Source organism: Streptomyces sp. NPDC059874, from assembly GCF_042731135.1.
Classification (GTDB): Bacteria; Actinomycetota; Actinomycetes; order Streptomycetales; family Streptomycetaceae; genus Streptomyces.
Window position 1 is genome coordinate 59,062 of sequence record NZ_JBHWJY010000029.1, and the last position, 24,667, is coordinate 83,728.

The 24,667-nt window shown below is 71.6% G+C and carries 22 protein-coding genes and 1 pseudogene; 9 read left to right on the plus strand and 14 right to left on the minus strand.

Annotation, left to right across the window (positions count from 1 at the left end):
* Positions 1 to 8 precede the first annotated feature (8 nt).
* From ACFV9H_RS18790 to scy, 6 genes are all read right to left on the minus strand, one after another.
* Complete coding sequence (locus ACFV9H_RS18790; protein ID WP_385399264.1) at positions 9 to 824, minus strand: ABC transporter permease; 816 nt, start codon at positions 822 to 824, stop codon at positions 9 to 11.
* Positions 821 to 1,936 (minus strand): ABC transporter ATP-binding protein, encoded by a 1,116-nt coding sequence (locus ACFV9H_RS18795; protein ID WP_385399266.1) that lies wholly within the window; start codon positions 1,934 to 1,936, stop codon positions 821 to 823. The genes ACFV9H_RS18790 and ACFV9H_RS18795 overlap by 4 nt, the downstream gene beginning before the upstream one ends.
* A 152-nt stretch (positions 1,937 to 2,088) precedes the next feature.
* On the minus strand, positions 2,089 to 2,868 hold the full coding sequence (locus ACFV9H_RS18800) for an ABC transporter permease subunit (RefSeq protein ID WP_385399316.1): 780 nt from the start codon (positions 2,866 to 2,868) through the stop codon (positions 2,089 to 2,091).
* A gap of 2 nt (positions 2,869 to 2,870) precedes the next feature.
* The gene (locus tag ACFV9H_RS18805; protein WP_385399269.1) at positions 2,871 to 3,893 is read right to left on the minus strand and encodes an ABC transporter ATP-binding protein; all 1,023 of its coding nucleotides are present in this window, start codon (positions 3,891 to 3,893) and stop codon (positions 2,871 to 2,873) included.
* A gap of 112 nt (positions 3,894 to 4,005) precedes the next feature.
* Positions 4,006 to 4,944, minus strand: a complete 939-nt coding sequence (locus tag ACFV9H_RS18810) for a cellulose-binding protein (RefSeq protein ID WP_385399272.1) — start codon at positions 4,942 to 4,944, stop codon at positions 4,006 to 4,008.
* A gap of 193 nt (positions 4,945 to 5,137) precedes the next feature.
* Positions 5,138 to 9,694: a polarized growth protein Scy gene (scy, locus tag ACFV9H_RS18815; RefSeq protein ID WP_385399274.1), complete on the minus strand. Its 4,557-nt coding sequence runs from the start codon at positions 9,692 to 9,694 to the stop codon at positions 5,138 to 5,140.
* A gap of 304 nt (positions 9,695 to 9,998) precedes the next feature.
* On the opposite strand from scy, the pseudogene ACFV9H_RS18820 reads away from it, so the two are divergent.
* Positions 9,999 to 10,749 (plus strand): annotated as a pseudogene (locus tag ACFV9H_RS18820) (transposase); the annotation flags it as partial.
* Between the two features lie 104 nt (positions 10,750 to 10,853).
* On the opposite strand, the gene mce reads toward ACFV9H_RS18820, so the two are convergent.
* Positions 10,854 to 11,297: a methylmalonyl-CoA epimerase gene (mce, locus tag ACFV9H_RS18825; protein WP_385399276.1), complete on the minus strand. Its 444-nt coding sequence runs from the start codon at positions 11,295 to 11,297 to the stop codon at positions 10,854 to 10,856.
* Between the two features lie 137 nt (positions 11,298 to 11,434).
* Here mce and ACFV9H_RS18830 point away from each other — a divergent pair, with 137 nt between their 5' ends.
* Together ACFV9H_RS18830 and meaB are read left to right on the plus strand one after the other, a co-directional pair.
* The gene (locus tag ACFV9H_RS18830; protein ID WP_385399278.1) at positions 11,435 to 12,637 is read left to right on the plus strand and encodes an acetyl-CoA C-acetyltransferase; all 1,203 of its coding nucleotides are present in this window, start codon (positions 11,435 to 11,437) and stop codon (positions 12,635 to 12,637) included.
* 85 nt (positions 12,638 to 12,722) lie between these two features.
* Positions 12,723 to 13,685, plus strand: coding sequence for a methylmalonyl Co-A mutase-associated GTPase MeaB (gene meaB, locus ACFV9H_RS18835; protein ID WP_385399280.1), 963 nt, complete (start codon positions 12,723 to 12,725; stop codon positions 13,683 to 13,685).
* Positions 13,686 to 13,877: 192 nt separating this feature from the next.
* Here meaB and ACFV9H_RS18840 read toward each other — a convergent pair whose 3' ends face one another.
* The 5 genes from ACFV9H_RS18840 to ACFV9H_RS18860 all read right to left on the minus strand — a co-directional run bounded on the left by ACFV9H_RS18840 (position 13,878) and on the right by ACFV9H_RS18860 (position 17,195).
* Positions 13,878 to 14,432: a PepSY domain-containing protein gene (locus tag ACFV9H_RS18840; RefSeq protein WP_385399282.1), complete on the minus strand. Its 555-nt coding sequence runs from the start codon at positions 14,430 to 14,432 to the stop codon at positions 13,878 to 13,880.
* A 112-nt stretch (positions 14,433 to 14,544) separates the two neighbouring features.
* On the minus strand, positions 14,545 to 15,021 hold the full coding sequence (locus ACFV9H_RS18845) for a MarR family winged helix-turn-helix transcriptional regulator (protein ID WP_385399319.1): 477 nt from the start codon (positions 15,019 to 15,021) through the stop codon (positions 14,545 to 14,547).
* 70 nt (positions 15,022 to 15,091) lie between these two features.
* The gene (locus ACFV9H_RS18850; RefSeq protein WP_385399321.1) at positions 15,092 to 15,895 is read right to left on the minus strand and encodes an AIM24 family protein; all 804 of its coding nucleotides are present in this window, start codon (positions 15,893 to 15,895) and stop codon (positions 15,092 to 15,094) included.
* 11 nt (positions 15,896 to 15,906) lie between these two features.
* Positions 15,907 to 16,557: an AIM24 family protein gene (locus ACFV9H_RS18855; RefSeq protein ID WP_385399284.1), complete on the minus strand. Its 651-nt coding sequence runs from the start codon at positions 16,555 to 16,557 to the stop codon at positions 15,907 to 15,909.
* Positions 16,557 to 17,195: an AIM24 family protein gene (locus ACFV9H_RS18860; protein ID WP_385399286.1), complete on the minus strand. Its 639-nt coding sequence runs from the start codon at positions 17,193 to 17,195 to the stop codon at positions 16,557 to 16,559. The genes ACFV9H_RS18855 and ACFV9H_RS18860 overlap by 1 nt, the downstream gene beginning before the upstream one ends.
* A gap of 202 nt (positions 17,196 to 17,397) precedes the next feature.
* Between ACFV9H_RS18860 and ACFV9H_RS18865 the strand changes: the two genes are divergently transcribed.
* Together ACFV9H_RS18865 and ACFV9H_RS18870 are read left to right on the plus strand one after the other, a co-directional pair.
* Positions 17,398 to 17,742, plus strand: coding sequence for a DUF3817 domain-containing protein (locus ACFV9H_RS18865; protein WP_385399289.1), 345 nt, complete (start codon positions 17,398 to 17,400; stop codon positions 17,740 to 17,742).
* Entirely contained in the window at positions 17,739 to 18,035 is a 297-nt protein-coding gene (locus ACFV9H_RS18870) for an MTH1187 family thiamine-binding protein (protein WP_382639934.1), read from the plus strand. Before ACFV9H_RS18865 ends, ACFV9H_RS18870 begins: the two co-directional genes overlap by 4 nt.
* 203 nt (positions 18,036 to 18,238) lie before the next feature.
* Here ACFV9H_RS18870 and ACFV9H_RS18875 read toward each other — a convergent pair whose 3' ends face one another.
* Together ACFV9H_RS18875 and ACFV9H_RS18880 are read right to left on the minus strand one after the other, a co-directional pair.
* Positions 18,239 to 19,249, minus strand: coding sequence for a glycoside hydrolase family 6 protein (locus ACFV9H_RS18875; RefSeq protein WP_385399293.1), 1,011 nt, complete (start codon positions 19,247 to 19,249; stop codon positions 18,239 to 18,241).
* 53 nt (positions 19,250 to 19,302) lie between these two features.
* A complete protein-coding gene (locus ACFV9H_RS18880) occupies positions 19,303 to 20,304 on the minus strand; it encodes a DUF5937 family protein (protein WP_385399295.1) in 1,002 nt (333 codons plus the stop codon).
* Between the two features lie 338 nt (positions 20,305 to 20,642).
* Here ACFV9H_RS18880 and ACFV9H_RS18885 point away from each other — a divergent pair, with 338 nt between their 5' ends.
* The 4 genes from ACFV9H_RS18885 to ACFV9H_RS18900 all read left to right on the plus strand — a co-directional run bounded on the left by ACFV9H_RS18885 (position 20,643) and on the right by ACFV9H_RS18900 (position 24,585).
* Complete coding sequence (locus tag ACFV9H_RS18885) at positions 20,643 to 21,884, plus strand: MFS transporter (RefSeq protein ID WP_385399297.1); 1,242 nt, start codon at positions 20,643 to 20,645, stop codon at positions 21,882 to 21,884.
* Positions 21,885 to 21,904: 20 nt separating this feature from the next.
* Positions 21,905 to 22,414 carry a MarR family winged helix-turn-helix transcriptional regulator gene (locus ACFV9H_RS18890; RefSeq protein WP_385399299.1) on the plus strand — a complete coding sequence of 170 codons (510 nt, stop codon included), beginning with the start codon at positions 21,905 to 21,907 and terminating at the stop codon, positions 22,412 to 22,414.
* 56 nt (positions 22,415 to 22,470) lie between these two features.
* The gene (locus tag ACFV9H_RS18895) at positions 22,471 to 22,800 is read left to right on the plus strand and encodes a DUF3817 domain-containing protein (RefSeq protein ID WP_385399302.1); all 330 of its coding nucleotides are present in this window, start codon (positions 22,471 to 22,473) and stop codon (positions 22,798 to 22,800) included.
* Positions 22,801 to 22,884: 84 nt separating this feature from the next.
* Complete coding sequence (locus tag ACFV9H_RS18900) at positions 22,885 to 24,585, plus strand: methylmalonyl-CoA mutase (protein WP_385399304.1); 1,701 nt, start codon at positions 22,885 to 22,887, stop codon at positions 24,583 to 24,585.
* Positions 24,586 to 24,667 lie beyond the last annotated feature (82 nt).

Consider the following 24,667-nt stretch of genomic DNA (forward strand, 5'->3'; position numbering starts at 1 on the left):
GCCGGGGCTCAGACGTCCCGGCGGCCGACCGCCACGTAGGAGCCGGCCACGGCGGCGGTCGTGATCAGCAGGATGAGCCCCAGCTGGGAGAAGTCGCTGGGCTGCGTCCCCATGTCGCTGCCGGCCGGCATGCCGAACAGCTGCATCAGCGCCACCGGCGCGTTGTGCCGCAGGATCGTTTGCCCCAGCGGCTGGACGGCCTCCCAGCTGCTGAGCATCGCGCCGATCACCGGCGGCAGCATGACCAGGCCCAGCATCACGGAGATCGCTCCGGCCGAGTGCCGCACCAGCGCGCCGACAGCCAGTGCGAGGACGCCCAACAGCGTCACGTAGAAGCAGCCCGCCAGAGCGCCGAGCCACTCGGCCGTCGCATGCGGTCCGGCGGCGGAGCCGCTGTGGAGGAGCGCCGCGGCGATGCCGACGACGAAGACGGAGCAGCCGGTCGTCACGAGGGCCGTGACGGCGAAGACCAGGTACTTCGCGGTGAGCACCCGGTGCCGGTCGGGGGCCGCAGTGAAGGTGGTCCGGGCGAGGCCGGTGGCGTGCTCCGAGGTGATCGTCAGCACGCCGAGGACCATCACCGCCAGCTGCCCGACCAGCAGGCCGAAGAGGGCGGGCGTGGTGAAGGAGATGTCCGCGTAGTCCCGGTCCACGGTCTGCACGACGAAGAGCAGCCCGATGCCGACGACGGTCAGCACGAGCGCCCCGAGCGTGAACAGCGTGGAGCGGACCGAGACCATCTTGGTCCACTCCGAGGCGAGGGCGTGCCCCAGGTGCGGCCTCGGCGTCGGCAGCGGGGAGCTGTAGGTGGCCGGCGCGGTCATCGTGCGTCCTCGGGGTCGTTCTTGGCGGCGCCGGCGAGCTCGCCGGGGTTGCTCGGCATCAGGAAGGGCTGCCCGCCCGCTCCGGGCGGGGGCGGCGCGAAGAACCCGGCCCGCGGGACCTCGGGGGCGGCCGCCTCCTCCTCCCACGCGGGGAGGCCGAGCGGATCCGGTTCCCACAGCTCGGCCCGGGGGTCGTCGGTGGAGGTGTACTCGACGGAGGACTGGGTCATGCGCATGTACGCCTCCTCCAGCGAGGCCCGGTGCGGCGACAGCTCCCACAGCCGGATGCCGGCCTCGTGCGCGAGGTCGGAGATCCGCGGCAGCTCCAGCCCGGTCACGCGCAGTGCCCCGTCGGGCTCCTGGAGGACCCGGCCGCCCGCCCTGCGCAGGGCCGCACCCAGTGCGTCCCGGCCATCAGGATCGGTGTCGGCCGCGCGCACCCGAGCGAATCCGGCCGAGTTGTGCGTGATGAACTCCTGGGTGCCCATGTCGGCCAGCAGCCGGCCCCGGCCGATCACGATCAGGTGGTCGGCGGTCAGCGCCATCTCGCTCATCAGGTGCGAGGAGACGAAGACGGTACGGCCCTCGGCGGCGAGCCGCTTCATGAGGTTGCGCACCCACAGGATGCCCTCGGGGTCGAGGCCGTTGACCGGCTCGTCGAACAGCAGCACCTGGGGGTCGCCGAGCAGGGCGGTGGCGATGCCGAGCCGCTGGCCCATGCCGAGCGAGAAGCCCTTCGTACGCATCCGGGCGACGTCCTGCAGGCCGACCACGGCCAGTACCTCGTCCACCCGCTTCTCGGGTATCCCGGAGAGCTGGGCCACGGACAGCAGGTGCGTGCGGGCCCGGCGGCCGCCGTGCACGGCCTTGGCGTCGAGCAGGGCCCCGACGTGCCGCTGGGCGTTCGGCAGCTCTCGGAACGGGTGGCCGTTGATCGTGACCCGGCCGGACGTGGGCCGGTCCAGGCCGAGGATCATGCGCATGGTGGTGGACTTGCCGGAGCCGTTGGGCCCCAGGAATCCGGTGACGTGACCCGGCTTGACCTGGAAGGACAACTGGTCGACGGCGGTCTTGGCGCCGTAGCGCTTGGTCAGGCCGACTGCCTCGATCATTTTTACTGCCCCTTACCAGGCCGGGACGACTCTCGCCCGCGTAAGGATTAAGAGGATATCGAGGTTCCTGCGGTTCCGTCCCCGGCCGATCCCCGAGCCGACCCTGAGGCCGACCCGGGGATCACCCGTAGTACTTCAGACGGGTACCGCGATCAGGCGTCCCTCTTCTTGAGGACGAGGTAGCCCCCGAGTACCGCCGCCAGGGTCCACAGGGCCATGATCCCGAAGCCGCCCCAGGCGCTGTAGGGAGCCGGGTCGCTGCCCATCGCACCCGGGACGACCTGCATGATCTTGCCGCCGGCCTGGTCCGGGAAGTACTGGGCGACCTTCCGGGTCGCTTCGACCGCCCCGAGGATGTTCGAGACCAGGAAGAAGAACGGCATCAGGATGCCGAGCGACAGGATCGAGCTGCGCAGGATCGTGGCCACGCCCATGGAGAACAGGGCGATCATCGCCATGTAGAGGCCCGCGCCGATCACCGCGCGCAGCACGTTCGGCTCGTCGATGCCGATGCTGCGGTCGCCCAGGATCGCCTGCCCGAGGAAGAAGGACAGGAAGCTGGTGATCAGGCCGACCACGAGCGCGAGCCCGGTGGCCACGACGAGCTTGCCGAAGAGGAACTCCGCGCGCCGGGGCACGGCGGCCAGCGAGGTGCGGATCATGCCCGAGCTGTACTCGGTGCCGACGACCAGGACACCGAAGACGATCATGGCGAGCTGGCCGAGGGTCATTCCGGCGAAGCTGGCCAGCGTCGGGTCGAAGGTGGCCCGCTCCTGCGGAGCCATGCCGTCGAAGGAGTTGTTGATCACCGCGCACAGCGCGGCGCTGACGCCGACCGTGACCAGCAGGGCGGAGATCAGGGACCAGGTGGTGGAGGCGACCGTGCGGATCTTGGTCCACTCGGACTGCAGAACGGCGGAGAAGGAGGACACGGTCACTCGCCGCCCTTGCGCGTCGCCTCGAAGCCGGCGCCCCACGCGGGGACGTCGGCCGGCCGGGCCGGGTTGTCGGCCGCGATCCCCGCGGGCACGGTCGAGCCCGGAGCGCCCGGCGCGTGGGCGTGGTACTCGACGGAATCCGCCGTCATGCGCATGAACGCTTCCTCCAGTGAAGCCCGTTGCGGGCTGAGTTCGTGCAGCACGATCTGGTGCTGGGCGGCCAGCTCGCCGAGCCGCTCCGACTCCACGCCGTCGATCTCCAGCGCGCCGGTGGCCGGGACGGTGATGGCGTTGATCCCGGCCTCGTGCAGGACGTCCTTGAGCCGTTCCTGCTGCGGGGAGCGCAGTCGGACGTAACTGCGCGAGTTCTGCTGGATGAAATCGGCCATCGACAGATCGGCCAGAAGCCTCCCTTGACCAATGACGACCAAATGGTCCGCGGTCAGGGCCATTTCGCTCATCAGGTGGGAGGAGACGAAGATCGTTCTTCCCTCGGCCGCCAGCCCCTTCATGAGATTTCGGATCCAGAGAATTCCCTCCGGGTCCAGACCATTGACGGGTTCGTCGAACATCAGGATTTCCGGATCGCCCAGCAGTGCGGAGGCGATACCCAGCCGCTGGCCCATGCCCAGCGAAAATCCTTTGGACTTCTTCTTCGCCACGGCCGTCAGGCCGACCAGGTCCAACACCTCGGCGACCCGGCTCTTCGGGATCCGGTTCGACTGGGCGAGGCAGAGGAGGTTGTTGTAGGCGCTGCGACCGCCGTTCATGGCTTTCGCGTCCAGCAGTGCCCCGATGTACTTCAGCGGCTCCGGCAGGTCCCGGTAGTGCTTCCCGTCGATCCGGACCGTGCCGCTGGTCGGGTTGTCGAGGTCGAGCATCATGCGCATGGTCGTGGACTTCCCCGCCCCGTTGGGGCCGAGGAAGCCTGTCACCACCCCCGGTCTGACCTGGAAGCTGAGGTTGTCCACGGCGGTCTTCGCGCCGAATCGTTTGGTAAGGCCCTCAAGCTCGATCATGGGCCAACGCTAGAACGACACAGGGCCGTACGCCACCTACGAAAGGTGACGCACGGCCCTGCTTTGGTCGTGAAACGGGCGAACCGAACCGCCCGGTAACCGTGACGCGGGGTCAGCGGCTCTGCTGCGCCGGGACTCCGCGGCTGACCGGCTCGTCGTCGACGATCGGGTTGGCCGCCGCGACCGCCGCACCGGTCAGCGTCGCCAGCATCTCGCGGACGTTGGTCAGCTGGGCGTTGATCGAGTCGCGGCGGTTGGTGAGCGCCGCCAGCTCGCGCTCGGACTCGCTGCGGATACGGTCCGCCTTGGCGTTGGCGTCGGCCACGATGTCCTCGGCCTGGCGCTGCGCGGTCTCCACCGTCTGGCGCGCCCGGCGCTCCGCGTCCGTACGGAGCTTCTCCGCCTCCAGGCGGAGCTGCTCGGCGCGGTGCTCGATCTCGGCGAGACGCTTCTCCGCCTTCGCCTGACGCGAGGCCAGGTCACGCTCGGACTGCTCGCGGCGCTTCGCCAGGTTGGTCTCGAAGTCCGCGGCGGCCTGGGCGGCCTTGGCGCGGGTCTCCTCGAAGAGGGCGTCGGCCTCCTCGCGCTTGGAAGCCGCGTCCTTCTGGGCCTCGGCGCGCAGGGTGGACGCGTCACCCTTGGCCTTCTCGACGATGCGGACGCCCTCGTCCTCCGCCTTCGACTTGCGGTCGGCGGCGAACGACTCGGCGTCATTGCGGACCTGCTGAGCGGCCGACTCGGCGAGCTCGCGGTGCTGCTCGGCCGCGCGACGGGCCTCCTCGCGCAGGTCCTTCGCCTCCTCCTCGGCCAGTCGCAGGATCTTCTCGACCCGGGCGCCGAGACCCGCGTACGACGGCTCCGCGTCGTTCACCTGGGCCTGGGCGTTCTGCGTTTCGAGGTGCAGCTCCTCGATCCGCTTTTCCAGAGAGTTGATACGTCCAAGGGCGCTGTCGCGGTCGGAGACCAGCTTGGTAATGCGGTCATCCACCTGACCGCGGTCGTAACCGCGCCGCACGAGCTCGAAGCCGAAGGGGGAGGAAGGGTCGCTCATGGGGTTCCTGTCGAATGAGACCGATGAGGTTCTACGTGAGGTGTTAGGGGAATCCTAGGCGCCAGGGCGGCGTGTCTTCGAGTCAATCCGCGATTGATCTGGACAATGACACCCCTTTTGAGTGGCAAGGCGACAGAATGCTTGTCACCCGTTCGCCTGAACCTCCATCAGGAGCACATGTCTTGCGTGCGGACTAGCCCTCCGACGTCTTGCCACCCGAACGAGTGGAACCCGCCGCCGCTCCGGCCTTCGCGCCCCCCGCGCCCTGACCGCCGACCGTCGGCTTCGCACCGCCCGAAGGTGCCTCGAATGATTCCAACGCCTCAAGAACGTCCTGGACACGGGAGATCTCGCCCTGAATGTCCTGCCGCCTGCGCACCAGGACCTCCAGCTCACGGCGGCCCTCCTCGACGAGCCGTTCGGCCTCCGCCTTCGCCTCCGCGAGGGCGTTCTCGGCCTCCCGGGCCAGTTCCGCCTTCTTCTGCTCGGCCTCCTTGAGCAACGCCTCCGCCTTGCGCACCGCGGCGATGCGCACCTTGCTCGCCTCGCTGCTCGCGTCCGACACCAGAGCCTTGGCCTTCGCCTCGGCCTCGACGCTCTGCTCGGTCGCCGCGCGCACCAGCTTGTCCACGCGCTCACCGGCCGACTTCATCTGCTCGGCGGACTCCCGGCGGGCCCGCTCGTGCAGCTCCTCGACCTCCGCCTCGACGCGGCCGCGCAGCTCCTCCGCCCGCTCCCTTATGGCCGAGGCGTCCGTACGCGCGCCGACCAGCAGCTCGTCCGCGTCCGTACGGGCCTTCTCCACCATCGAGTTGCCCTCGACGGTCGCCTCCGAGGTGATCCGAGCCGCCTCCTTGCGGGACGCGTCGACCATCGCGTCGGCCTGCTCCTCGGCCGCCGTGGTGGTGGCCAGGGCCTGCTTCGCCGCCTCCGAGGTGAGCTTGTCCGCCTCCGCCGCGGCCTCCGTGATGAGCCGGTCGACCTGCTCCGCGGCCTCGCTGCGGCGCTTGTTGGCCGCCTCGCGCGCCTCGTCCAGCAGCCGCTCGGACTCCGTACGGGCCTCGCCGCGGATGCGCTCCGCCTCGGTCGCGGCCTCCGCCTTGACCCGCTCGGCCTCCGACCGGGTGCGGGTGGCGTGCTCCTGCGCCGAGGACAGCGCCTCCGACGCCTCCGCGCGCAGCCGCTCGGCCTCGTTCGCGGCCTCGCCGACCGTCCGCTCGTTCGCCTTGCGGGTCTCCGCGGTGAGTTTGTCGGCCTCCGAAGCGGCCTCGGTGATGAGCCGGTCCGCCTGCTCGGCCGCCTCGCTGCGCAGCCTGTTCGCCTCGGCGCGCGCCTCGTCCAGCGTCCGCTCGGACTCCCGCTCGGCGCTCGCCAGGGTCTCGTTCGCCGCGACCGTGACGCGCTCCGCCTCCGCGGTGGCCTCGCCGATGATCCGGCCGCCCTCCGCCCGGGCGTCCTCCAGTACCTGTCCGGCCTCCGTGCGCAGCCGTTCGGCCTCCGCCGCGGCCTCGCCGACCGTGACCTCGTTGGCCGCGCGGGTCTCGTCGACCAACCGGTCGCCCTCGGTACGGGCGTCGACCAGGATGCGCGTGGCGTCCCGCTCGGCCGAGACCAGCGTCTCGGCCGCCTGGGCCGTGAGCCGCTCCGCCTTCACGCGCAGCGCCTCCGCGGCCGCCTCGGCCTCGCCGACGGTGGCGGCGTTCGCGGCCGCGGTCTCCTCGGTGAGGCGCTCGGCCTCGGCCGCGGCCTCGGTGATGAGCCGGTCCGCCTGCTCGGCGGCCTCGGTGCGCAGCCGGTTCCCCTCGGCGCGGGCCTCGTCCAGGGTGCCGGCGGCCTCGGCGCGGGTGGCCTCCGCCGCCTGCGCCGCCTCCGCGGTGATCCGTTCCGCCTCGGCGGTGGCCTCGTCGACCGTGGCCGCGTTCGCCGCGAGGGTCTCCCCGGTGAGCCGCTCCGCCTCCGCGGTGGCCTCGGCCGTGATCCGGGCGCCCTCGGCGCGGGACGCCTCCAGGGACTCCGCCGCCTCGCCGCGGATCCGGTTCGCGTCGTCGCGGGCGTCCGCCCGGGTACGGGCCGCGTCCCGCTCGGACGCGGCCAGCGCGTCCGTGGCCTCCGTACGCACCCGCTGCGCGTACTCCGCCGTGTCGCCGCGCAGCTGCTCCGCCTCGGCGATGGCGTCGCCGACCGTGCGCTCGGCCAGCGCCTTCGCCGCGTCCGTCTCGGTACGGGCCTCGCTGCGGATCCGGTTGGCGTCCTCGGTGGCCCGCTCCCGCTCCGCGTACGCGTCGGCGCGTACCCGCTCGGCTTCTTCCTCGGCCTCCGTCTTCGTACGCTCCGCCGCGTGCTCGGCGGCGCTGCGCAGCCCGGTGATCTCCTCCTCGGCCTGCTCGTGCAGACCCGCCACGGATTCCCGGACCTGCTGGGCGGTGGCCTCGGCCGCCGACACCAGCTCCGACGCGCGACGCTCCGCCTCCTCGGTCAGGCGGGCCGCCTCGGCCTGCGCCTCCTCCGAGCGGCGGCGGGCCGCGGCCAGCAGCTCCTCGCTCTGCTCGCGGGCCTGCGCCCGCTCCTGCTCCGCGTCCGTCCGGGCCGACGCCAGGGTCTCCTCGGACTCCCGACGGCGCCGGGCGGCCTCCTCCTGGGCGGCGGCCAGCGCCTCCGCGGCCTCCTCGGCGACCCGCTCGGCCGCCGCCTTCGCCTCGGCGCGCAGCCGGTCCGCGGTCTCCTGCGCCTCGGTGCGCACCCGCTCGGCCTCGGCCTCGGCCTCGCCGCGCAGCCGTACGGCCACCTGCTCGGCCTCGGCGCGCACCCGGCCGGCGTCGTCCGCCGCGTCGTCACGCAGCTGGTCGGCTTCCGCCTCCGACTGCGCCTGTAGGGTGCGGATCCGCTCGGCCGACTCGGCGCGCAGCCGGTCGGTCTCCTCGGTGGTCTCCTTGCGGATGTTCTCCGCCGCCGTGCGGGCGTCGCGCAGCGTCTGCTCGGCCGTGGTCAGCCGGCTCTCGGCCTCCGTGTGGAGGCGTACGAGCTCCTCGTCGGCCTCCGCCCGCTTCGCGGCCAGCGCCTGCTCGGTCTCCTCGCGCCGGGCCATGGCCGCCGCGTCCGCCTCGGCGCGTACGGCCTCGGCCTGCTCCTCGGCCTCGGCGCGCAGCCGCTCCGCCTCGGCGCGGGTCCGCTCCAGGGTCTCCTCGGCCTGCTTGCGCAGGGTGCCGGCCCGCTCGACGGCCTCGGCGCGTACCCGCTCGCTCTCGGTGGTCGCCCCGCCGCGCAGCTCGTCCGCGTCCGCCTTGGCCTTGCCGAGCAGTTCCTCGGCGGTCCGGGCCGCCTCCTCGATCTGCTGGACCGCCTCGCGGCGGGCCTCGCCGCGGATCCGCTCGCCCTCGGCGACGGCCTCCGCGCGCAGCTGCTCGGCCTCGCCGCGCAGTCGGCGGGCCTCCTCCTGGAGCTCGACCGTGCGGGCCCGGTACTCCTCGGTGTCGTCCTTGGCGGCGCCCTTGAGCTCATCGGCCGTGGCCGCCGCCTGCAGGCGCAGCCGGTCGGCCTCGGCCTCCGCCTCGCGGCGGATCCGCTCGGCCTCCTCGGACGCGGCCCGGGTGGTGGCCCGGGCGTCCTCCGAAGCCTTGTTCAGAACGTCCTCGGCGGTGCGGGCCGCCTTCGCCAGCTGCGCCGCCATGTCCTCGGCGGCCGCCGTACGGGCCGTCTCGCCGGCCTCGGTGCGCAGCCGCTCGGCTTCCGCGCGGGCGTCGGCCAGGGCCTGCTCGGCCTCCGCCTTGAGGGTCTCGGCCTCCTTGGTGGCCTCGCCGACCAGCCGGGCGACCTGCTCCTTGGCCGTACGGGTGCGCTGCTCGTTGACGGACTCCGCCGACGACAGTTGGCGGGCCGCGCTCTCCTTGGCCTCGGCGAGCACCTTCTCGGCCTCGGCGCGGGCCTCGCGCAGCGCGGAGTCGGCCTCCTGCACGCGGGACTCGGCCAGCCGGCCGAGGTCCAGGGTCTGCTGCCGCGTCTGCTCGGCCTCGGCGGAGGTGGTGGAACGCAGCCGCTCCGCGTGCTCGGTGGCCTCCTGGGCCTGCGAGGACGCGGCGGTCAGCAGTCGCTCGGCCTCCTTGCGGGCGCGCAGCAGGGTGGCCTCGGTCTCCGCACGCGCGGCTTCCGCGTCGGCGGCCATCCGGCGCCGGGTCTCCTCGGCGACGCGGGCGGCCTCGGCGCGGGCGGCGTTCAGGGACTGCTCGGCCTCGGCGCGGGACTCCTCCATGAGCCGGCGCGCCTGGGATTCCGTACGGGCGCGGAGCTGTTCGGCCCAGGCCACGTTCTCGTTGACGTGCGCCTCGACGGTCTGGCGGCGCTCGTTGAGCTCCTGGTCCAGGCGCTGGCGGCGGTTGACGGCCTCGGCGTGCAGTTCGGCCTGCAGGCGCGCCTGGTGCTCGGCGTGCTCCTGCAGGATGCGCTGGGTCTGCGCCCGGGCGTCGCGCAGCTCGCGCTCGGCGTCCGAGCGCATCTGGTCGGCCTGGATCTGGGCATTGCGGAGCAACTGCTCCGCCTGGTACCCCATGTCCGCGCCGTCGTAGGCGGGGCGGGACGCCAGAGCCCGGCGCACCTCGTGGAGCTTGGCGCGCAGCACCTCGACCTGGTACCCCAGGTCCTCAGCGTGCTGGACGGCCTTCCCGCGCTCCTTCTTCAGCCGCTCCATCTCGGCCTCGAAGCGCGAGAGATGGTCGGCCTCGGCCTGATGGCTCTCCTGGCTTTCGTAGCCCCGCACAGCGCGGTCCCATCCGTCCCCTGGTCGCAAGCTCACTCCCAATGAGCATCGCTCGCCCGCTGAACGACGCCCCCGGGGGCATGGTGTCAGATACCGGGGCAGAGCTCACAGGCCCCGACCCCGTCTCCGCACCGAACCCCGGCCGAGCCATGGCCACTCTACCGGCCGGGGAATGGCGGCATCAGTGCACTCGTATGGCGCCCCCAGGAGCTGACCTCGCGGCAACTCCCCCTTCGGGTCCAGGGACGCATCGATTTGCGGTGTTCGAATATATGTGTCCGGGTCGCAGCGTACCGTCGTTGCCGTGAAGCTCGTGGTGCAGGTCAAGCTGTTGCCGACGGCGGTGCATGAGCCGGCGCTGGCAGCGACCTTGCGTGCCTGCAATGAAGCGGCCTCGTGGGTGAGCGAGGTGGCCGTCGAGCGGGCCGCGTACCGGAATTTCGACCTGCGCAAGCACGCCTACGTCGAGATCAAGGCTCGGTGGGGGCTGGGAGCGCAGGCCGCTCAGCATGTGATCAAGAAGACCTGCGATGCCTACACGACGCTGCGGGCGAATTTGCGGGCCGGCAACTTCGGACCGCCCGGAACAGCTTGCGACGCTTGCCCTCTACCGCAAGGGTGAGTCGGATCTGCTGCACCGTGACGGGGTCTGGTTCCTGCTCGCGACGTGCGAGGTGCCGGAGGCGGCGCTGAACTCCGACCCGGTGGACTTTCTCGGGGTAGATCTGGGGATTGTCAACATCGCCACCACCTCGGATGGCGAGATCATGGCCGGACGAAGACTCAACAGCCTGCGGGCCGAGGACCTCAAGCTGCGCGCCAAGCTGCAATGCAAGGGAACCAAGTCCGCCAAGCGTCGCGCCCAGCGCAGACGCCGTAAGGAGGCCCGGCGTACCCGGGACGTCAACCACAAGATCGCCAAACGCATCGTGGCCGAGGCTGCACGCACCGGGCGCGGGATCGGTCTGGAGAACCTGACCGGCATCCGTGAACGGGTACGGCTGAGGAAGCCCCAACGGGCCGCAACATCCGCGCACGCGCGCAGACGATGTGGCGACGCGGGGTCCGGTCAACGGCCCCTGCCATCCCGCGCCCGCGGGTGGTTGGACGCTGACGGCACACCACAGCCGGTGGTGTGCCGTAACGCAAGCCCGTCGCGTTAGTGAGGGGCAGTTGACTGGTCGGGGTTGGAGGTGACCAGTTCGGTGAGGACGCCGTGGCAGTCCTTGGGGTGCAGGAAGGTGATCGAGGAGCCCATGGAGCCGGTGCGGGGCTGGTCGTAGAGGACACGGACGCCCTTGCCGCGGATGGCCTCCGAGTCGCCCTGGACGTCCTCGGTGCCGAAGGCGATGTGGTGGACCCCCTCGCCGTTCTTCGCCAGCCACTTGCCCACCGCGGAGTCCTCGCGGGTGGGCTCCAGGAGCTGGAGGTAGGAGGCGCCGCCGTCGGAGGTCTCGTTGATCTTGAGCATGGCCTCGCGCACGCCCTGCTCCTCGTTGACCTCGGAGTGGAACACCTCGAAGCCGTACGTGGCACGGTAGAACTCGACGGTCTTGTCCAGGTCGAAGCAGGCGATCCCGATGTGGTCGATTCTTGTCAGCATGGGACCAGTGCACCGCCGAGGAGGGTGGTCACGCAACGTGCCAGCGATCACACCGACTGCCCGGTGACGGCGCGGGTACCGCTCAGTACATTCAGGTAAACCCTCGTTCACTCCTCATCCTCAAGGGGCTGTGCCTCATGTCCGGAACGAACAACACCACGTCAGTGATCGTCGCCGGGGCCCGCACGCCCATGGGCCGGCTGCTCGGATCGCTGAAGTCCTTCTCGGGTGCCGACCTCGGCGGCTTCGCCATCAAGTCCGCGCTGGAACGGGCCGGGATCTCCGGCGACCAGGTCCAGTACGTGATCATGGGGCAGGTGCTTCAGGCCGGTGCGGGCCAGATCCCGGCCCGTCAGGCCGCGGTCAAGGGCGGCATCCCGATGAACGTCCCGGCGCTCACCATCAACAAGGTGTGCCTCTCGGGCCTGGACGCCATCGCCCTGGCCGACCAGCTCATCCGCGCCGGCGAGTTCGACATCGTGGTCGCGGGCGGCCAGGAGTCCATGACCAACGCCCCGCACCTGCTGCCCAAGTCGCGCGAGGGCTTCAAGTACGGCGCCATCGAGATGCTCGACGCGATGGCCTACGACGGCCTCACCGACGCCTTCGAGAACATCGCGATGGGCGAGTCCACCGAGAAGCACAACACCCGCCTCGGCATCGAGCGCGCCCCGCAGGACGAGTTCGCCGCGGCCTCGCACCAGCGTGCCGCCGCCGCGCAGAAGAACGGCGTCTTCGAGGCCGAGATCACCCCGGTCGAGATCCCGCAGCGCAAGGGCGACCCGGTCGTCTTCTCGCAGGACGAGGGCATCCGCCCCGAGACCACCGTCGAGTCCCTCGGCAAGCTGCGTCCCGCCTTCGCGAAGGACGGCACGATCACCGCCGGCACCTCCTCGCAGATCAGCGACGGCGCCGCCGCCGTCGTCGTGATGAGCAAGGCCAAGGCCGAGGAGCTGGGCCTGGAGTGGATCGCCGAGATCGGCGCCCACGGCAACGTGGCCGGTCCCGACAACTCCCTGCAGTCGCAGCCGTCGAACGCGATCCTGCACGCCCTGAAGAAGGAGGGCCTGGAGGCCGGCGACCTGGACCTCATCGAGATCAACGAGGCCTTCGCCGCCGTCGCCGTGCAGTCAATGAAGGACCTCGGCGTGACCCCGGAAAAGGTGAACGTCAACGGTGGCGCCATTGCCCTCGGCCACCCGATCGGGATGTCCGGCGCCCGTGTGGTGCTGCACCTGGCGCTGGAGCTGAAGCGCCGTGGTGGCGGCGTCGGCGCGGCCGCGCTGTGCGGTGGCGGCGGTCAGGGTGACGCGCTGATCGTGCGCGTGCCGAAGGCCTGACGGTCGTACCCGTACCCGTACCCGTATCCGTACTCGTCTCCCGGCGAGTACGTACCCCTGGAAGCACCTGAGGAGCGCAGCACGTATGACGGCGGTGGACGTCCCCCAGCTGGTGGCCCAGGCCCGCGAAGGCAGGCCCAGAGCGGTGGCCCGGCTGATCTCGCTGGTCGAGGGGGCGTCCCCGCAGCTGCGGGAGGTGATGGCCGCCCTGGCCCCGCTGACGGGCGGGGCGTACGTGGTGGGGCTCACCGGGTCGCCGGGCGTCGGCAAGTCGACCTCGACCTCGGCGCTCGTGTCCGCGTACCGCAAGGCAGGGAAGCGGGTCGGCGTCCTGGCCGTCGACCCGTCCTCGCCCTTCTCGGGCGGGGCGCTGCTCGGTGACCGGGTGCGGATGTCGGACCACGCCTCGGACCCGGGCGTGTACATCCGGTCCATGGCCACCCGGGGGCACCTGGGCGGCCTGGCGTGGGCCGCGCCGCAGGCGATCCGGGTGCTGGACGCGGCCGGCTGCGAGGTGATCCTGGTCGAGACGGTCGGGGTCGGGCAGTCGGAGGTGGAGATCGCCTCGCAGGCCGACACCTCGGTGGTGCTGCTGGCCCCCGGGATGGGCGACGGGATCCAGGCCGCGAAGGCGGGGATCCTGGAGATCGGCGACGTGTACGTGGTGAACAAGGCCGACCGGGACGGTGCGGACGCCACCGCGCGGGAGCTGAACCACATGCTGGGGCTGGGGGAGGCGCGCGGCCGCGAGGACTGGCGGCCGCCGATCGTGAAGACGGTCGCCGCGCGGGGCGAGGGCATCGACGAGCTCGTCGAGGCGCTGGAGAAGCACCGGGCCTGGATGGACGAGCGGGGTGTGCTGGCGGAGCGGAGGGCTGCGCGGGCCGCGCGTGAGGTGGAGACCATCGCCGTCACCGCGCTGCGGGCGCGGATGGCCGATCTGCACGGCGATGCGCATCTCGATGCTCTCGCCGGGCGGGTGGCTGCCGGTGAGCTGGACCCGTACGCGGCTGCCGATGCCTTGCTGGCGACGCTGACGGAGGGCTGAGGCCGGGGGCGCCGTGCGGCGCCGTTGCCGGGGCGCTGCCCCGGACCCCGCGCCTCAAACGCCGGCGGGGCTGGAATGTGCCCATGGGGCTGGAATGTGCCCATGGGGCTGGAGTGTGCCCGTGGGGCTGGAGTGTGCCCGTGGGGCTGGAGTGTGCCGGCGGGGCTGAGGGCGGGGCGGCGGGGGTTGCCGTCAGTTGTCGTCGTCCTTGTCCTCGCCGGACTCGGTCACCTTGCCCGTGGCGTGGTCCACGTGGGCGTTCCAGGTCTTGCCGTCGGAGGACTTGATCTCGACGTCCCAGTAGTGGCGGTTGCCGTCCTCGTCGTCGTCCCAGTTGACGGCCCAGACCTGACCGGGGTGGGCCGCCAAGGCGGCCTTCATCGCCTGGGCGGCGGTGACCTTGGCCGCGAGCAGTTCCTTGTGCTCGTTGGCGTCCTCGTCGGTGTCGCGGTTGCGTTCGGTGACCGCGCCGTCGGCCGCCACCTCCAGCTCGGCGTGGCCCTTGCCGTCCTTGCTGATCACGTCGACGCGCCAGACGGTGCCGTCCTTGGCGAGGGACTCGACGACGCCCGGGTAGTGCTTCAGGGCGGCCGCAGCGGCTTCCTCGGCCGTCTCGGCGGTGGGGACGGCGGCTACCGCGGTCACGGCTCTCGACGTGTCGGCGGACGCCGCTGCCGCGGCGGCCACCGGGCCTCCCACGATCAGGACGACGGACGCGGCCGCGGAGATGTACGCATTGCGGTTCATGGCTTGGACCTCCTCAGGCCGGCCATGACGCTTACGGTTGCTCGGCGGTCGGCCGGCAGCGGGCGGATAGTGCCCATTCTCCGACCGACCGCCGGGTAGCGCTCGGTGGGGCTCAGCCCTTGCCGCGGGTGTCGCGGAGGTGGTCGGCCACCGGGGTGAGGGAGGCGCGGAGGGCCGCGAGGTCCTCCTTGGACAGCATGTCGATGAAGTGCCGGCGGACCGATGCCACGTGGTGCGGGGCGACCTTGCGCATGGTTTCCATGCCCTCGTCCGTGAGCACCGCGTACAGGCCGCGGCGGTCGGACTCGCAGTTCACGCGGACGACCAGGCCGGCCGCCTCCATGCGCGTGATCTGGTGGGACAGTCGGCTCTTGGACTGCAGGGTGGCGGTCGCGAGATCGCTCATCCGCATCCGGTGGTCGGCCGACTCCGAGAGGTTCACGAGGATCTCGTAGTCGTTGTTGGTGAGCCCGAAGGGCTGGAGATCCTTTTCCAGCTGGTGCATCAGCAGTCTGCTGACGTCCAGGTGCGTGCGCCAGGCGCACTGCTCGGCGTCCGTCAGCCAGCGTGTGGCGGTCTCGGTCTCCATGGTCTCCATGATTGAACTCTACCTAAGAAGTTGAATTTCGTACAAAAATCGGACGGGATGGTCGCGGAGGTCACAGACCGAAGCGGCGCTGCAGATCACCCAGCTGCCCCGGCATCCGCGGCACACCGAGCTGCCCCAGCGGCCCCTGGGCGGCCCCCGGAACGCCCTGCGCCTGGCCCGTGGCCGCACCGGTGCCGACCGCTCCGACAGCCTGCTCCGCCATCAGCATCTCCGATGACTGGAGCAGGACCGTGCCCGCTCCGACGAACTCGAACTGGTGCTCCTCGCCCGAGGTGCCCCCGATGCCCGTCAGCGAGCGCAGACCGCCCATGACTCCCGACATGTAGCCGTGGTCGTAGTGGTGGCAGGGCGACGGGCAGTCCGCCCAGCCCACCAGTGCCTGCGGGTCCACGCGCAGCGGCGGCTCCATGAACACCACCGGTCCGTTGGACGCCGCCACGAACTTCCCGGTTCCGATCAAGGTCAGGAATCCCGGAACGATCGACTGCTTGAGAGCGAGGGAGGGCTGGTACGCGAGCAGGTTGCCCGACCGGATCGTCAGGTTCCCGTTGTCCAGGTCGTACGAGTTCACGTCGAAGGCCCGGTCGGCCAGCAGCATCTTGCCCTGACCCTCGGCCACCACCCAGTCACTCGCGTGCAGCGGCGAGTGGAAGCTGGTGCGCAGCAGGCGGTCGAAGCGGCCGTTGCCGATGCCGTTGAACTCGATGCTCCCGTAGTACGAGATCATCTTGCCCTTCTGCAGGAACCACTGGCTCCCCTTGAGCTCGACGCAGAAGGTGTAGGCGTTCACGTTGTCGTCGGAAGGCAGGGTGTACGGGTCGAAGACCGTCGGGCCGCCGGGGCCGGTGGTCACGGGGCCGAAATTCACAGCTTCTCCTCCGAGGCCTGTACGTACACCGCGCCCTGGCCGGACAGCTCCAGCTGGAACGCCTCACCCGAACCGCGCCCCACCATGTCCCGCCAGCCGAGCGCGGTGGAGAGCTTGTTGCGGACGTCCCCGTGGTGGGCCACGTACGCCTGCGGGTCCACGTGGACCGGCCGGTTCGGGTGGATGGGGAGTTCGATGACCCCGCCGTGGGCCATCACGGCCACCGAGCCGTGCCCCTTGAGGGTGGTGGTGAACAGGCCCTGGCCGGTCACCTGGCCGCGGACCATGCCCATGATCCCGCCCTGGGAGCCCATGAACATCGTGCCCTGCTGGAGGGTGCCGTCGAAGGCGAGCAGTCGGTCGGCCTCCACGTAGAGGGTCTCGCCGGTCAGGTTGATCACCTGGATGTGGTGGCCGCCGTGGCCGAACATCACGGTGCCGCTGCCCTCGACCGTCATCAGCGGGGTCTGCTCGTTCGCCACGCGGCGCCCGATCATGCCCATCACCCCGCCCTGACCACCTGTCAGGCTCGGGGTGAAGGAGACGTCGCCGCGGTACGCGAGCATCGCGCCGCGCTGGCTGTACATCTTCTGGCCCGGGATCACCTGGGCCTCGACCATCTTCGAGTTGATCTCGCGGAACGGCATCAGACGTCGCCGCCGATCGTGTTGCGCTCGCTGGGCTGCACGTACACCAGGCCCTCGCCCTCGAAGCGGATCTGGAAGGACTCACCGGAGCCCTCGCCGATCAGCGTGCGGAAGTTCACGCCGGACTGGAAGGACTGCGAGAGGTTGCCGGTGTGCGCGATGTACGCCCCCGGGTCCACGGACAGCGGGTACTGGGCGCTCACGCGGAGCACCACCGCCGGGCCGTCGGACATGATCGCCGCCTGACCCGAACCCTCGACGGTCGTGGTGAACAGGCCGTTGCCCGTCGTCGCGCCGCGCAGGCCGGTGAAGGTCGTGCCGGTGCGCAGGCCGGCGTCGGTGCACAGCAGGTTGCTGGACTCGACGTAGAGCTTCTCGCCGTGCAGATTGACCAGATTGATCTCACTCGCGCGGTCCGCGAAGAAGCAGGTGCCGTGCCCCTGTACCTCCATCACGGTCATCTGTTCGCCGGTCAGCCGGCGCGTCACCATGCCGCGCAGGCCTTCGCCGCCGCCGGTCATCTTCTTGAAGGCCATCTGACCGTCGTACGCGACCATGGAGCCGTTCTTCGCTTTCACGGCACCCCCGGTCAGGTCGACGGCGAGCACCTTGCTGCCTTGGAGTCGGAACTGAGCCACGGGATGACGTTATCGGCAGCGGGCGGAGCCGAACAGGGCCCGGTGGCCGATATACGCCACACCCGGATACGGGAACCGCCGGTGCGGGGTCGGCCGGGGGTCCGGTCAAGATCATGCAAAGCGGCTGAGACACTGGGACGGACCGCCCCCGGACTCTGCCCGGGGGTGCCCGCCAGGCCTCCAGACACCCCGAAGGGTCCCCGTGGACATCAAGACCGCCTCCGCCCTGCACCGGCTGCGCCTCATCTCCGTCCCGGAGGCGCTGTCGTTCCCGGCCCTGCTGATCTTCGGCTCGGTGCTGAGCCGGATCTCGGACATCGACTACCTGATGATGCCGCTGGGCATCCTCCACGGGATCCTGTTCGTGATCTACGCGATCTTCCTGCTGGACGTCTGGAACAAGGCGAAGTGGCCGGTCAAGAAGGTCGCCCTGTTCTTCGTGCTCGCGCTGCTGCCCTTCGGTGGCCTGTACGGCGACAAGCTCCTCAAGCGGGACGAGGCCGACAGCGTGATAGCGGCCCGCGCGCGTGAGGCGGCGGGCGCATGATCGTCGCGTTCTCGGTGACCCCGCTGGGGGTCGGCGAAGAGGTCGGCGAGTACGTGGCCGACGCGGTGCGGGTGGTGCGCGAGTCGGGTCTGCCGAACCGAACCGACGCGATGTTCACCACCGTTGAGGGTGAGTGGGACCAGGTCATGGACGTGGTCCGGCGAGCGGTTGCGGCGGTGGAGGAGCGGGCGCCGCGGGTCTCGTTCATCCTGAAGGCCGACATCCGTCCCGGGGTCTCGGACGGGATCACGTCGAAGGTCGAGACGGTGGAACGGCATCTCGCCGAGGGCTAGCGCCTGCCGTTGTGCCGTTGTGGCCCTGCCCTGCCCTGCCCTGCCCTGCCCTGCCCGAAGCGCCCCTGCCTGCCTGGTGGGGGCGTTTTCGCGGGCGCGGGCCGTGGGGTGGGCCCCGGGCTGCGCCCGGGCTTGCTGGGGCTCCGCCCCAGACCCCGCGCCTCAAACGCCGGCGGGGCTGAGTGGCGCCGGCCGGGTCGGGGTTACTCCCTGGCGCGGCGGGCCAGGCCCAGGGCGTAGTCCGGCCACCAGGTGCCGGCCGTCGGGCCGCCGCGGCAGGTCCCGTCGGACTCGCCGGGCCGCTTCACCCACAGGTACGCGTCCACAAGCGGGTCGCCCGTGCGGTCGGTCGGCGCCGGCCCGAGGGAGCGGCCGGGTGGATTGCAGGAGGCCTGCGCGCGGTCTCCGGGCAGCGGGCCGTCGCCGTTGCGGCTGGTGTCGATGACGAAGTGCTTGTTCCCGGCGCGCTTGGAGATCTTGGCGCCGTAGGCCCGCGCGGCCGCGTCGGGCTGGAAGTCGGCGACGTTGAGCGCGAAGCCGTCGGCGCGCTCCAAGCCCGCTTCGTGGAGGGGCGCCACGAGGTCCATCGGGTCGCGGATCCAGGCCGGATCGCCCGCGTCCAGATAGACCTTGGTGTTCCGGTTCCGCTTGAGCCGGTCCACGGCCTCGGAGAGCAGCCGGTAGCGCTCGGCGTGGTGCTCGGCGCGGGTGCAGCCGTCGACGACGTGCGCGACGGCGCCCGGCTCCAGGATGACGACGGCCTTGGTGTCGCGGATGCCATCGGCGAACGCGCCGATCCAACTGCGGTACGCGCGGGCGTCCTTGGCACCGCCGGCCGGGTGCCGGTCGCAGTCGCGGTCCGGGATGTTGTGCGCGACCAGCACCATCGTCCGCCCCGCGGCCCTGGCCCCCGCCGCGGCTCGGCGGATCTCCGGACCGGGATCACCGCCCGGCACCCACAGGGCCATCGGCCGGTCCCCGATCCTGCGCAGCACCTGGGCGTCGCTGTTGCGGCCCGCCGCTTCCCACTCGGCGACCTGCCGGGCGGCGTCGCTGCGCGGGTCGACCCAGAAGGGGGACTCGGCGATGTCCGCGGCGGCGCCCGGGGGGCCCGGCTCGGGCGGGGGCTCTTCGGAGCAGGCCGGGGCGGCAGAGAGGAGCAGGAGGAGGCCGAGGACGGTCGGGAGGCGGCGTCGTGCAGCGGCGGGGGGCATCCGGCTTCCTCGGGGCGAAGGGGCGGAGAATCAGGATAATCGTGACATGACGGTCAGTCATCGTCCCCGTGCGACACCGAGGTCAGGGCGATGGCCAGCGGGGTGCGCTCGTACAGGACCTGGTGGCCGTGGCGGGCGGCCGTGAGCAGGCCGGCCGCCTGCAGGATGCCGAGGTGCGCGGAGACGGTGGAGGGCGCCAGGCCCAGCCGGTGGGCCAGTGCGGTGGTCGAGGCCGGTTCGTCCAGCGCGCAGAGCACCTCGGCCCGGGCCCGGCCGAGCAGGCGGGCGAGCGCCTCCGGGGTGGGCCCCGCGGTCGCGGTCCACAGCGAGCCGATGCCCCGCGCGGGGTACACGAGCGTGGGCTGCCAGGGCGGGTCGAAGCCGCCGACCACCTCGGGCCAGCCGAAGGCGCTCGGCATCAGCAGCAGGCCCTGGCCGTCGAGCGCGCGGTCGTGGCGGCCGGGCCGGTCGATCGTGAGCGTGTCGGTGTCCCCGTGCCACCGCAGGTCCGGATGCAGGCCGTCGAACAGCGCCTGCAGCCCACCGGCCGTCAGGCGCCGGGAGTGGAACAGGATGTCGGCCTCCAGCAGGGCGCGCAGCCGGGGCCAGTCCGGGGCGACCAGCGTCTCCCAGGCCCGCTCCATCAGATCGGTGAGCTCCCGCACCGCCCGGACGGGATCCGCGAGCAGGCGCTGCCCGATGTCGCTCTCCAGGGCTCCCGGAGTGCACACGAGGGACCGCCGCAGGTCCTCCCGGACCGGGCCGGGATCGGCGGCCCGCACCCGGGCCAGCTCCTCCTCGAAGGTGACGGAGGGCCCCAGCGGCGCCGGGCTGAGGAAGTCGGGGTTGTGCCCGGTCCGCGGCATGAGCAGCCACAGCGGCCGCAGGTCCAGTACCTCGGCCGCCGTGCGGACCCGGCGCAGCCAGGGCAGGTGGTGCGCCTGCCGGTGCGGCCGCAGGAGGGTCCGTACGGCCTCCTGCGTTTCCCAGCGGGGCGATACGGCGAACCGACACCGCAACAGGTCCCCGGGCCCGAACCGATAGTGGAACCCCACGCCGTTCCCCTCCCTTTGTCTCCGCCGCCGCGCCCTGGCGGTAGCCGCAGCCGCAGCCGGTCGGGCCGGGCGGCGGCCGCTGCGCGGAGCCGTCCCCGCCCCGCCCTTCCTCCGTTCCCCGGGCTCTGCCCGGACCCGGTCCTCAAACGCCGGACGGGCTGGAAGATCCAGCCTCGCCGGCGTTTGAGGCGCGGGGCGCGGGGCGGAGCCCCGGTGGAAGGCCGGCGCGGCTGGGACGCGGGGCGGCTCGCGCGCCCGCACCGTCCGGCTGTCCGCAGGACATTCGGCTGGGGCCGAATGTCTAGGCCCGCCACCGTAGCCCCCGCCAGGGTGCCCGCATGACAACCCTCACCCCGGCCGCCCCCGGCGGCTACCGCTCCGTGTTCCGGATACGGGAGTTCCGGGCCGTCTTCGCCGCGCACCTGATGTCCGTACTCGGCATCGTCGTCGCCGAGATCGCCCTCACCGTCCTCGTCTACCGGGCCACCGGCTCGCCCCTGATGAGCGCGCTCACCTTCGCCCTCGGGTTCCTCCCGTACGCCCTCGGCGGCACCCTGCTCGCCCCGGTCGCCGACCGGCACCCCGCACGGCGGGTGCTCGTCGGGTGCGACCTGCTCTGCGCGTTCTGTGCGGCGGTCATGGCCGTACCCGGGACGCCCGTCGCGCTGCTCCTCGTGCTGCGCTGCGCCATGGCCTTCGTGGCGCCGCTGTTCCAGGGCACCCGCAACGCCTCCCTCGCCGACATCCTCGGCTCCGGCGACGTCTTCGTACTCGGCCGCTCGCTGCTGCGCATGGTCGCCCAGAGCGCCCTGCTCCTCGGCTTCGGGCTCGGCGGCATCCTGCTCACCGTCCTCGCGCCGCGCGGCGCCATCGCGCTCACCGCCGCCGGGTTCCTCGCCTCGGCCCTGTTGCTGAGGTACGGCACGCGGTTGCGGCCCGCCCGCGCGAGTGCCCGTACCTCTCCGCTCGCCGGAGCCCGCGCCGTGTTCGGGAACCGCCGGCTGCGCGCGCTCACCCTCCTCTTCTGGGTGCCGCCGATGTTCGTCGTCGTGCCCGAAGCGCTGCTCGCCCCGTACGCCGCCGGGATCGGCGCCGGCACCGCCGTCCTCGGCCTGCTGATGTGCGCCATGCCCGTCGGCACCATCGCGGGCGAACTCTGGGCCGGCTCCGCGCTCACCGCCCGAACGCGTTCCCGGATCGTGGTCCCGCTCGCCGCCGCCGGCCTGCTGCCGCTGCTCCTCTACGCCGTCCGGCCGGGCGTGCCCGTCGTCCTCCTCGCCCTGCTGCTCGTCGGTCTCGCCCACGCGCACACCCTCGGGCTCGACCAGTGGTACGTCGAAGCCGTCCCCGAAGAGCTGCGCGGCCGCGCGATGACCCTGCTCAGCACCGGTCTGATGACCCTCCAGGGCGTCGGCATGGCGCTGGCCGGCCTCGCCGCCGAGTTCCTGCCCGTGCACGCGGTCGTCACCGCGTCCGGTGTCCTCGGCACGGTCGTCGTCCTGCTGCTCCTCGCCGAACTGCGCAGCTGCGCCCGGCAGGGGGAAGGGCCGAGGAGTGAGACGGGGGTGGTCACCAAATGACCGCCCGGTAGGGTCGGTGCGTGCCCAAGCCGCTCAGCCTTCCCTTCGACCCCATCGCCCGCGCCGACGAACTCTGGCAGCAACGCTGGGGGCCGGTGCCCTCGATGGCCGCCATCACCTCGATCATGCGGGCGCACCAGATCCTCCTCGGCGAGGTCGACGCGGTGGTCAAGCCGTACGGACTGACCTTCGCGCGCTACGAGGCGCTGGTGCTGCTCACCTTCTCCAAGGCCGGCGAGCTGCCGATGTCGAAGATCGGGGAGCGGCTCATGGTCCACCCGACGTCGGTGACGAACACGGTGGACCGGCTGGTGCGCTCCGGACTGGTCGACAAGCGGCCCAACCCCAACGACGGCCGCGGCACGCTCGCCTCCATCACCGACAAGGGCCGTGAGGTCGTCGAGGCCGCCACCCGGGACCTGATGGAGATCGACTTCGGGCTCGGCGTCTACGACGCGGAGGAGTGCGCGGAGATCTTCGCGCTGCTGCGCCCGCTGCGCGTGGCCGCCGCGGACTTCGACGAGAAGTAGTCCGCTCCGGTAGCCCGCGTCAAGATCGAGCAAAACGGACGGTTACGCTCGACGGCATGAAACGAAGCGTGCTGACCCGCTACCGCGTCATGGCCTACGTGACCGCGGTCATGCTCCTTATCCTCTGTGCCTGCATGGTGGCGAAGTACGGCTTCGACACCGGCGCCGACCTGACCTTCGCGGTCTCGCAGGCCCACGGTGTGCTGTTCATGATCTACCTGGTCTTCGCGTTCGACCTGGGCTCCAAGGCCAAGTGGTCCTTCGGCAAGCTCCTGTGGGTGCTCGCCTCGGGCACCATTCCGCTGGCCGCGTTCTTCGTCGAGCGCAAGGTCCGCGCCGAGGTCGAGCCGCTGGTGGTCGGCGCCCCCGCCACCGCGAACGCCTAGATCGCACCGGACGACGACCCCCGGGGAAGACTCTCCGGGGTTGCCCATCGACATTTACTAGGACGTCCTAGTAAATTCATCGGTATGGACGCAGACGCCATCGAGGAGGGCCGCCGCCGCTGGCAGGCCCGTTACGACAAGGCCCGCAAGCGCGAGGCCGACTTCACCACGCTCTCCGGGGATGACGTCGATCCCGTCTACGGGCCCCGGCCCGGGGACTCGTACGAGGGATTCGAGCGCATCGGGTGGCCGGGGGAGTACCCCTACACCCGAGGCCTGCACCCCACCGGCTACCGGGGGCGGACCTGGACGATCCGGCAGTTCGCCGGCTTCGGGAACGCCGAGCAGACCAACGAGCGCTACAAGATGATCCTGGCCGCCGGCGGCGGCGGGCTCTCCGTGGCCTTCGACATGCCGACCCTCATGGGCCGCGACTCCGACGACCCCCGCGCGCTGGGCGAGGTCGGGCACTGCGGGGTCGCCATCGACTCCGCCGCCGACATGGAGGTCCTGTTCAAGGACATCCCGCTCGGCGACGTCACGACCTCCATGACGATCTCGGGCCCCGCCGTGCCCGCCTTCTGCATGTACCTGGTCGCCGCCGAGCGGCAGGGCGTGGACCCGGCCCTGCTCAACGGCACGCTCCAGACCGACATCTTCAAGGAGTACATCGCCCAGAAGGAGTGGCTCTTCGAACCCGAGCCGCACCTGCGCCTCATCGGCGACCTCATGGAGTACTGCGCCAAGGGCATCCCCGCCTACAAGCCGCTCTCCGTCTCCGGCTACCACATCCGCGAGGCCGGGGCCACGGCCGCGCAGGAGCTCGCCTACACCCTCGCCGACGGCTTCGGCTACGTGGAGCTCGGCCTCTCGCGCGGCATGGACGTGGACCACTTCGCGCCCGGCCTGTCCTTCTTCTTCGACGCGCACCTCGACTTCTTCGAGGAGATCGCCAAGTTCCGCGCCGCCCGCCGGATCTGGGCCCGCTGGATGAAGGAGGTGTACGGGGCGAAGTCCGAGAAGTCGATGTGGCTGCGCTTCCACACCCAGACCGCCGGCGTCTCGCTCACCGCCCAGCAGCCCTACAACAACGTCGTGCGCACCGCCGTGGAGGCCCTCGCGGCCGTGCTCGGCGGCACGAACTCCCTGCACACCAACGCCCTCGACGAGACCCTCGCCCTGCCGAGCGAGCAGGCGGCGGAGATCGCCCTGCGCACCCAGCAGGTGCTGATGGAGGAGACCGGCGTCGCCAACGTGGCCGACCCGCTCGGCGGTTCCTGGTTCGTCGAGCAGCTCACCGACCGCATCGAGGCCGACGCCGAGAAGATCTTCGACCAGATCAAGGAGCGCGGCCTGCGCGCCCACCCCGACGGCCGGCACCCCATCGGGCCGATCACCTCGGGCATCCTGCGGGGCATCGAGGACGGCTGGTTCACCGGGGAGATCGCCGAGTCGGCCTTCCAGTACCAGCGGTCACTGGAGAAGGGCGACAAGCGGGTCGTCGGCGTCAACGTCCACCACGGCTCGGTCACCGGCGACCTGGAGATCCTCCGGGTCAGCCACGAGGTGGAGTGGGAGCAGGTCCGGGCGCTCGCCGCGCGCAAGGACCGCCGCGACGACGCGAAGGTGAAGGCCTCGCTGGAGGCCATGCTGACCGCCGCCCGCGACGGCTCGAACATGATCCCCGCCATGCTGGACGCGGTACGAGCCGAGGCCACGCTGGGCGAGATCTGCAACGTGCTCCGCGACGAGTGGGGCACCTACACCGAGCCGCCGGGCTTCTAGCCGTCGCGGCTCCGCCGGGCCCCGGGGCGGGTACGGCGCCGTTGCCGGGGGCTCCGCCCCCGGGCCCCCGCGCCTCAAACGC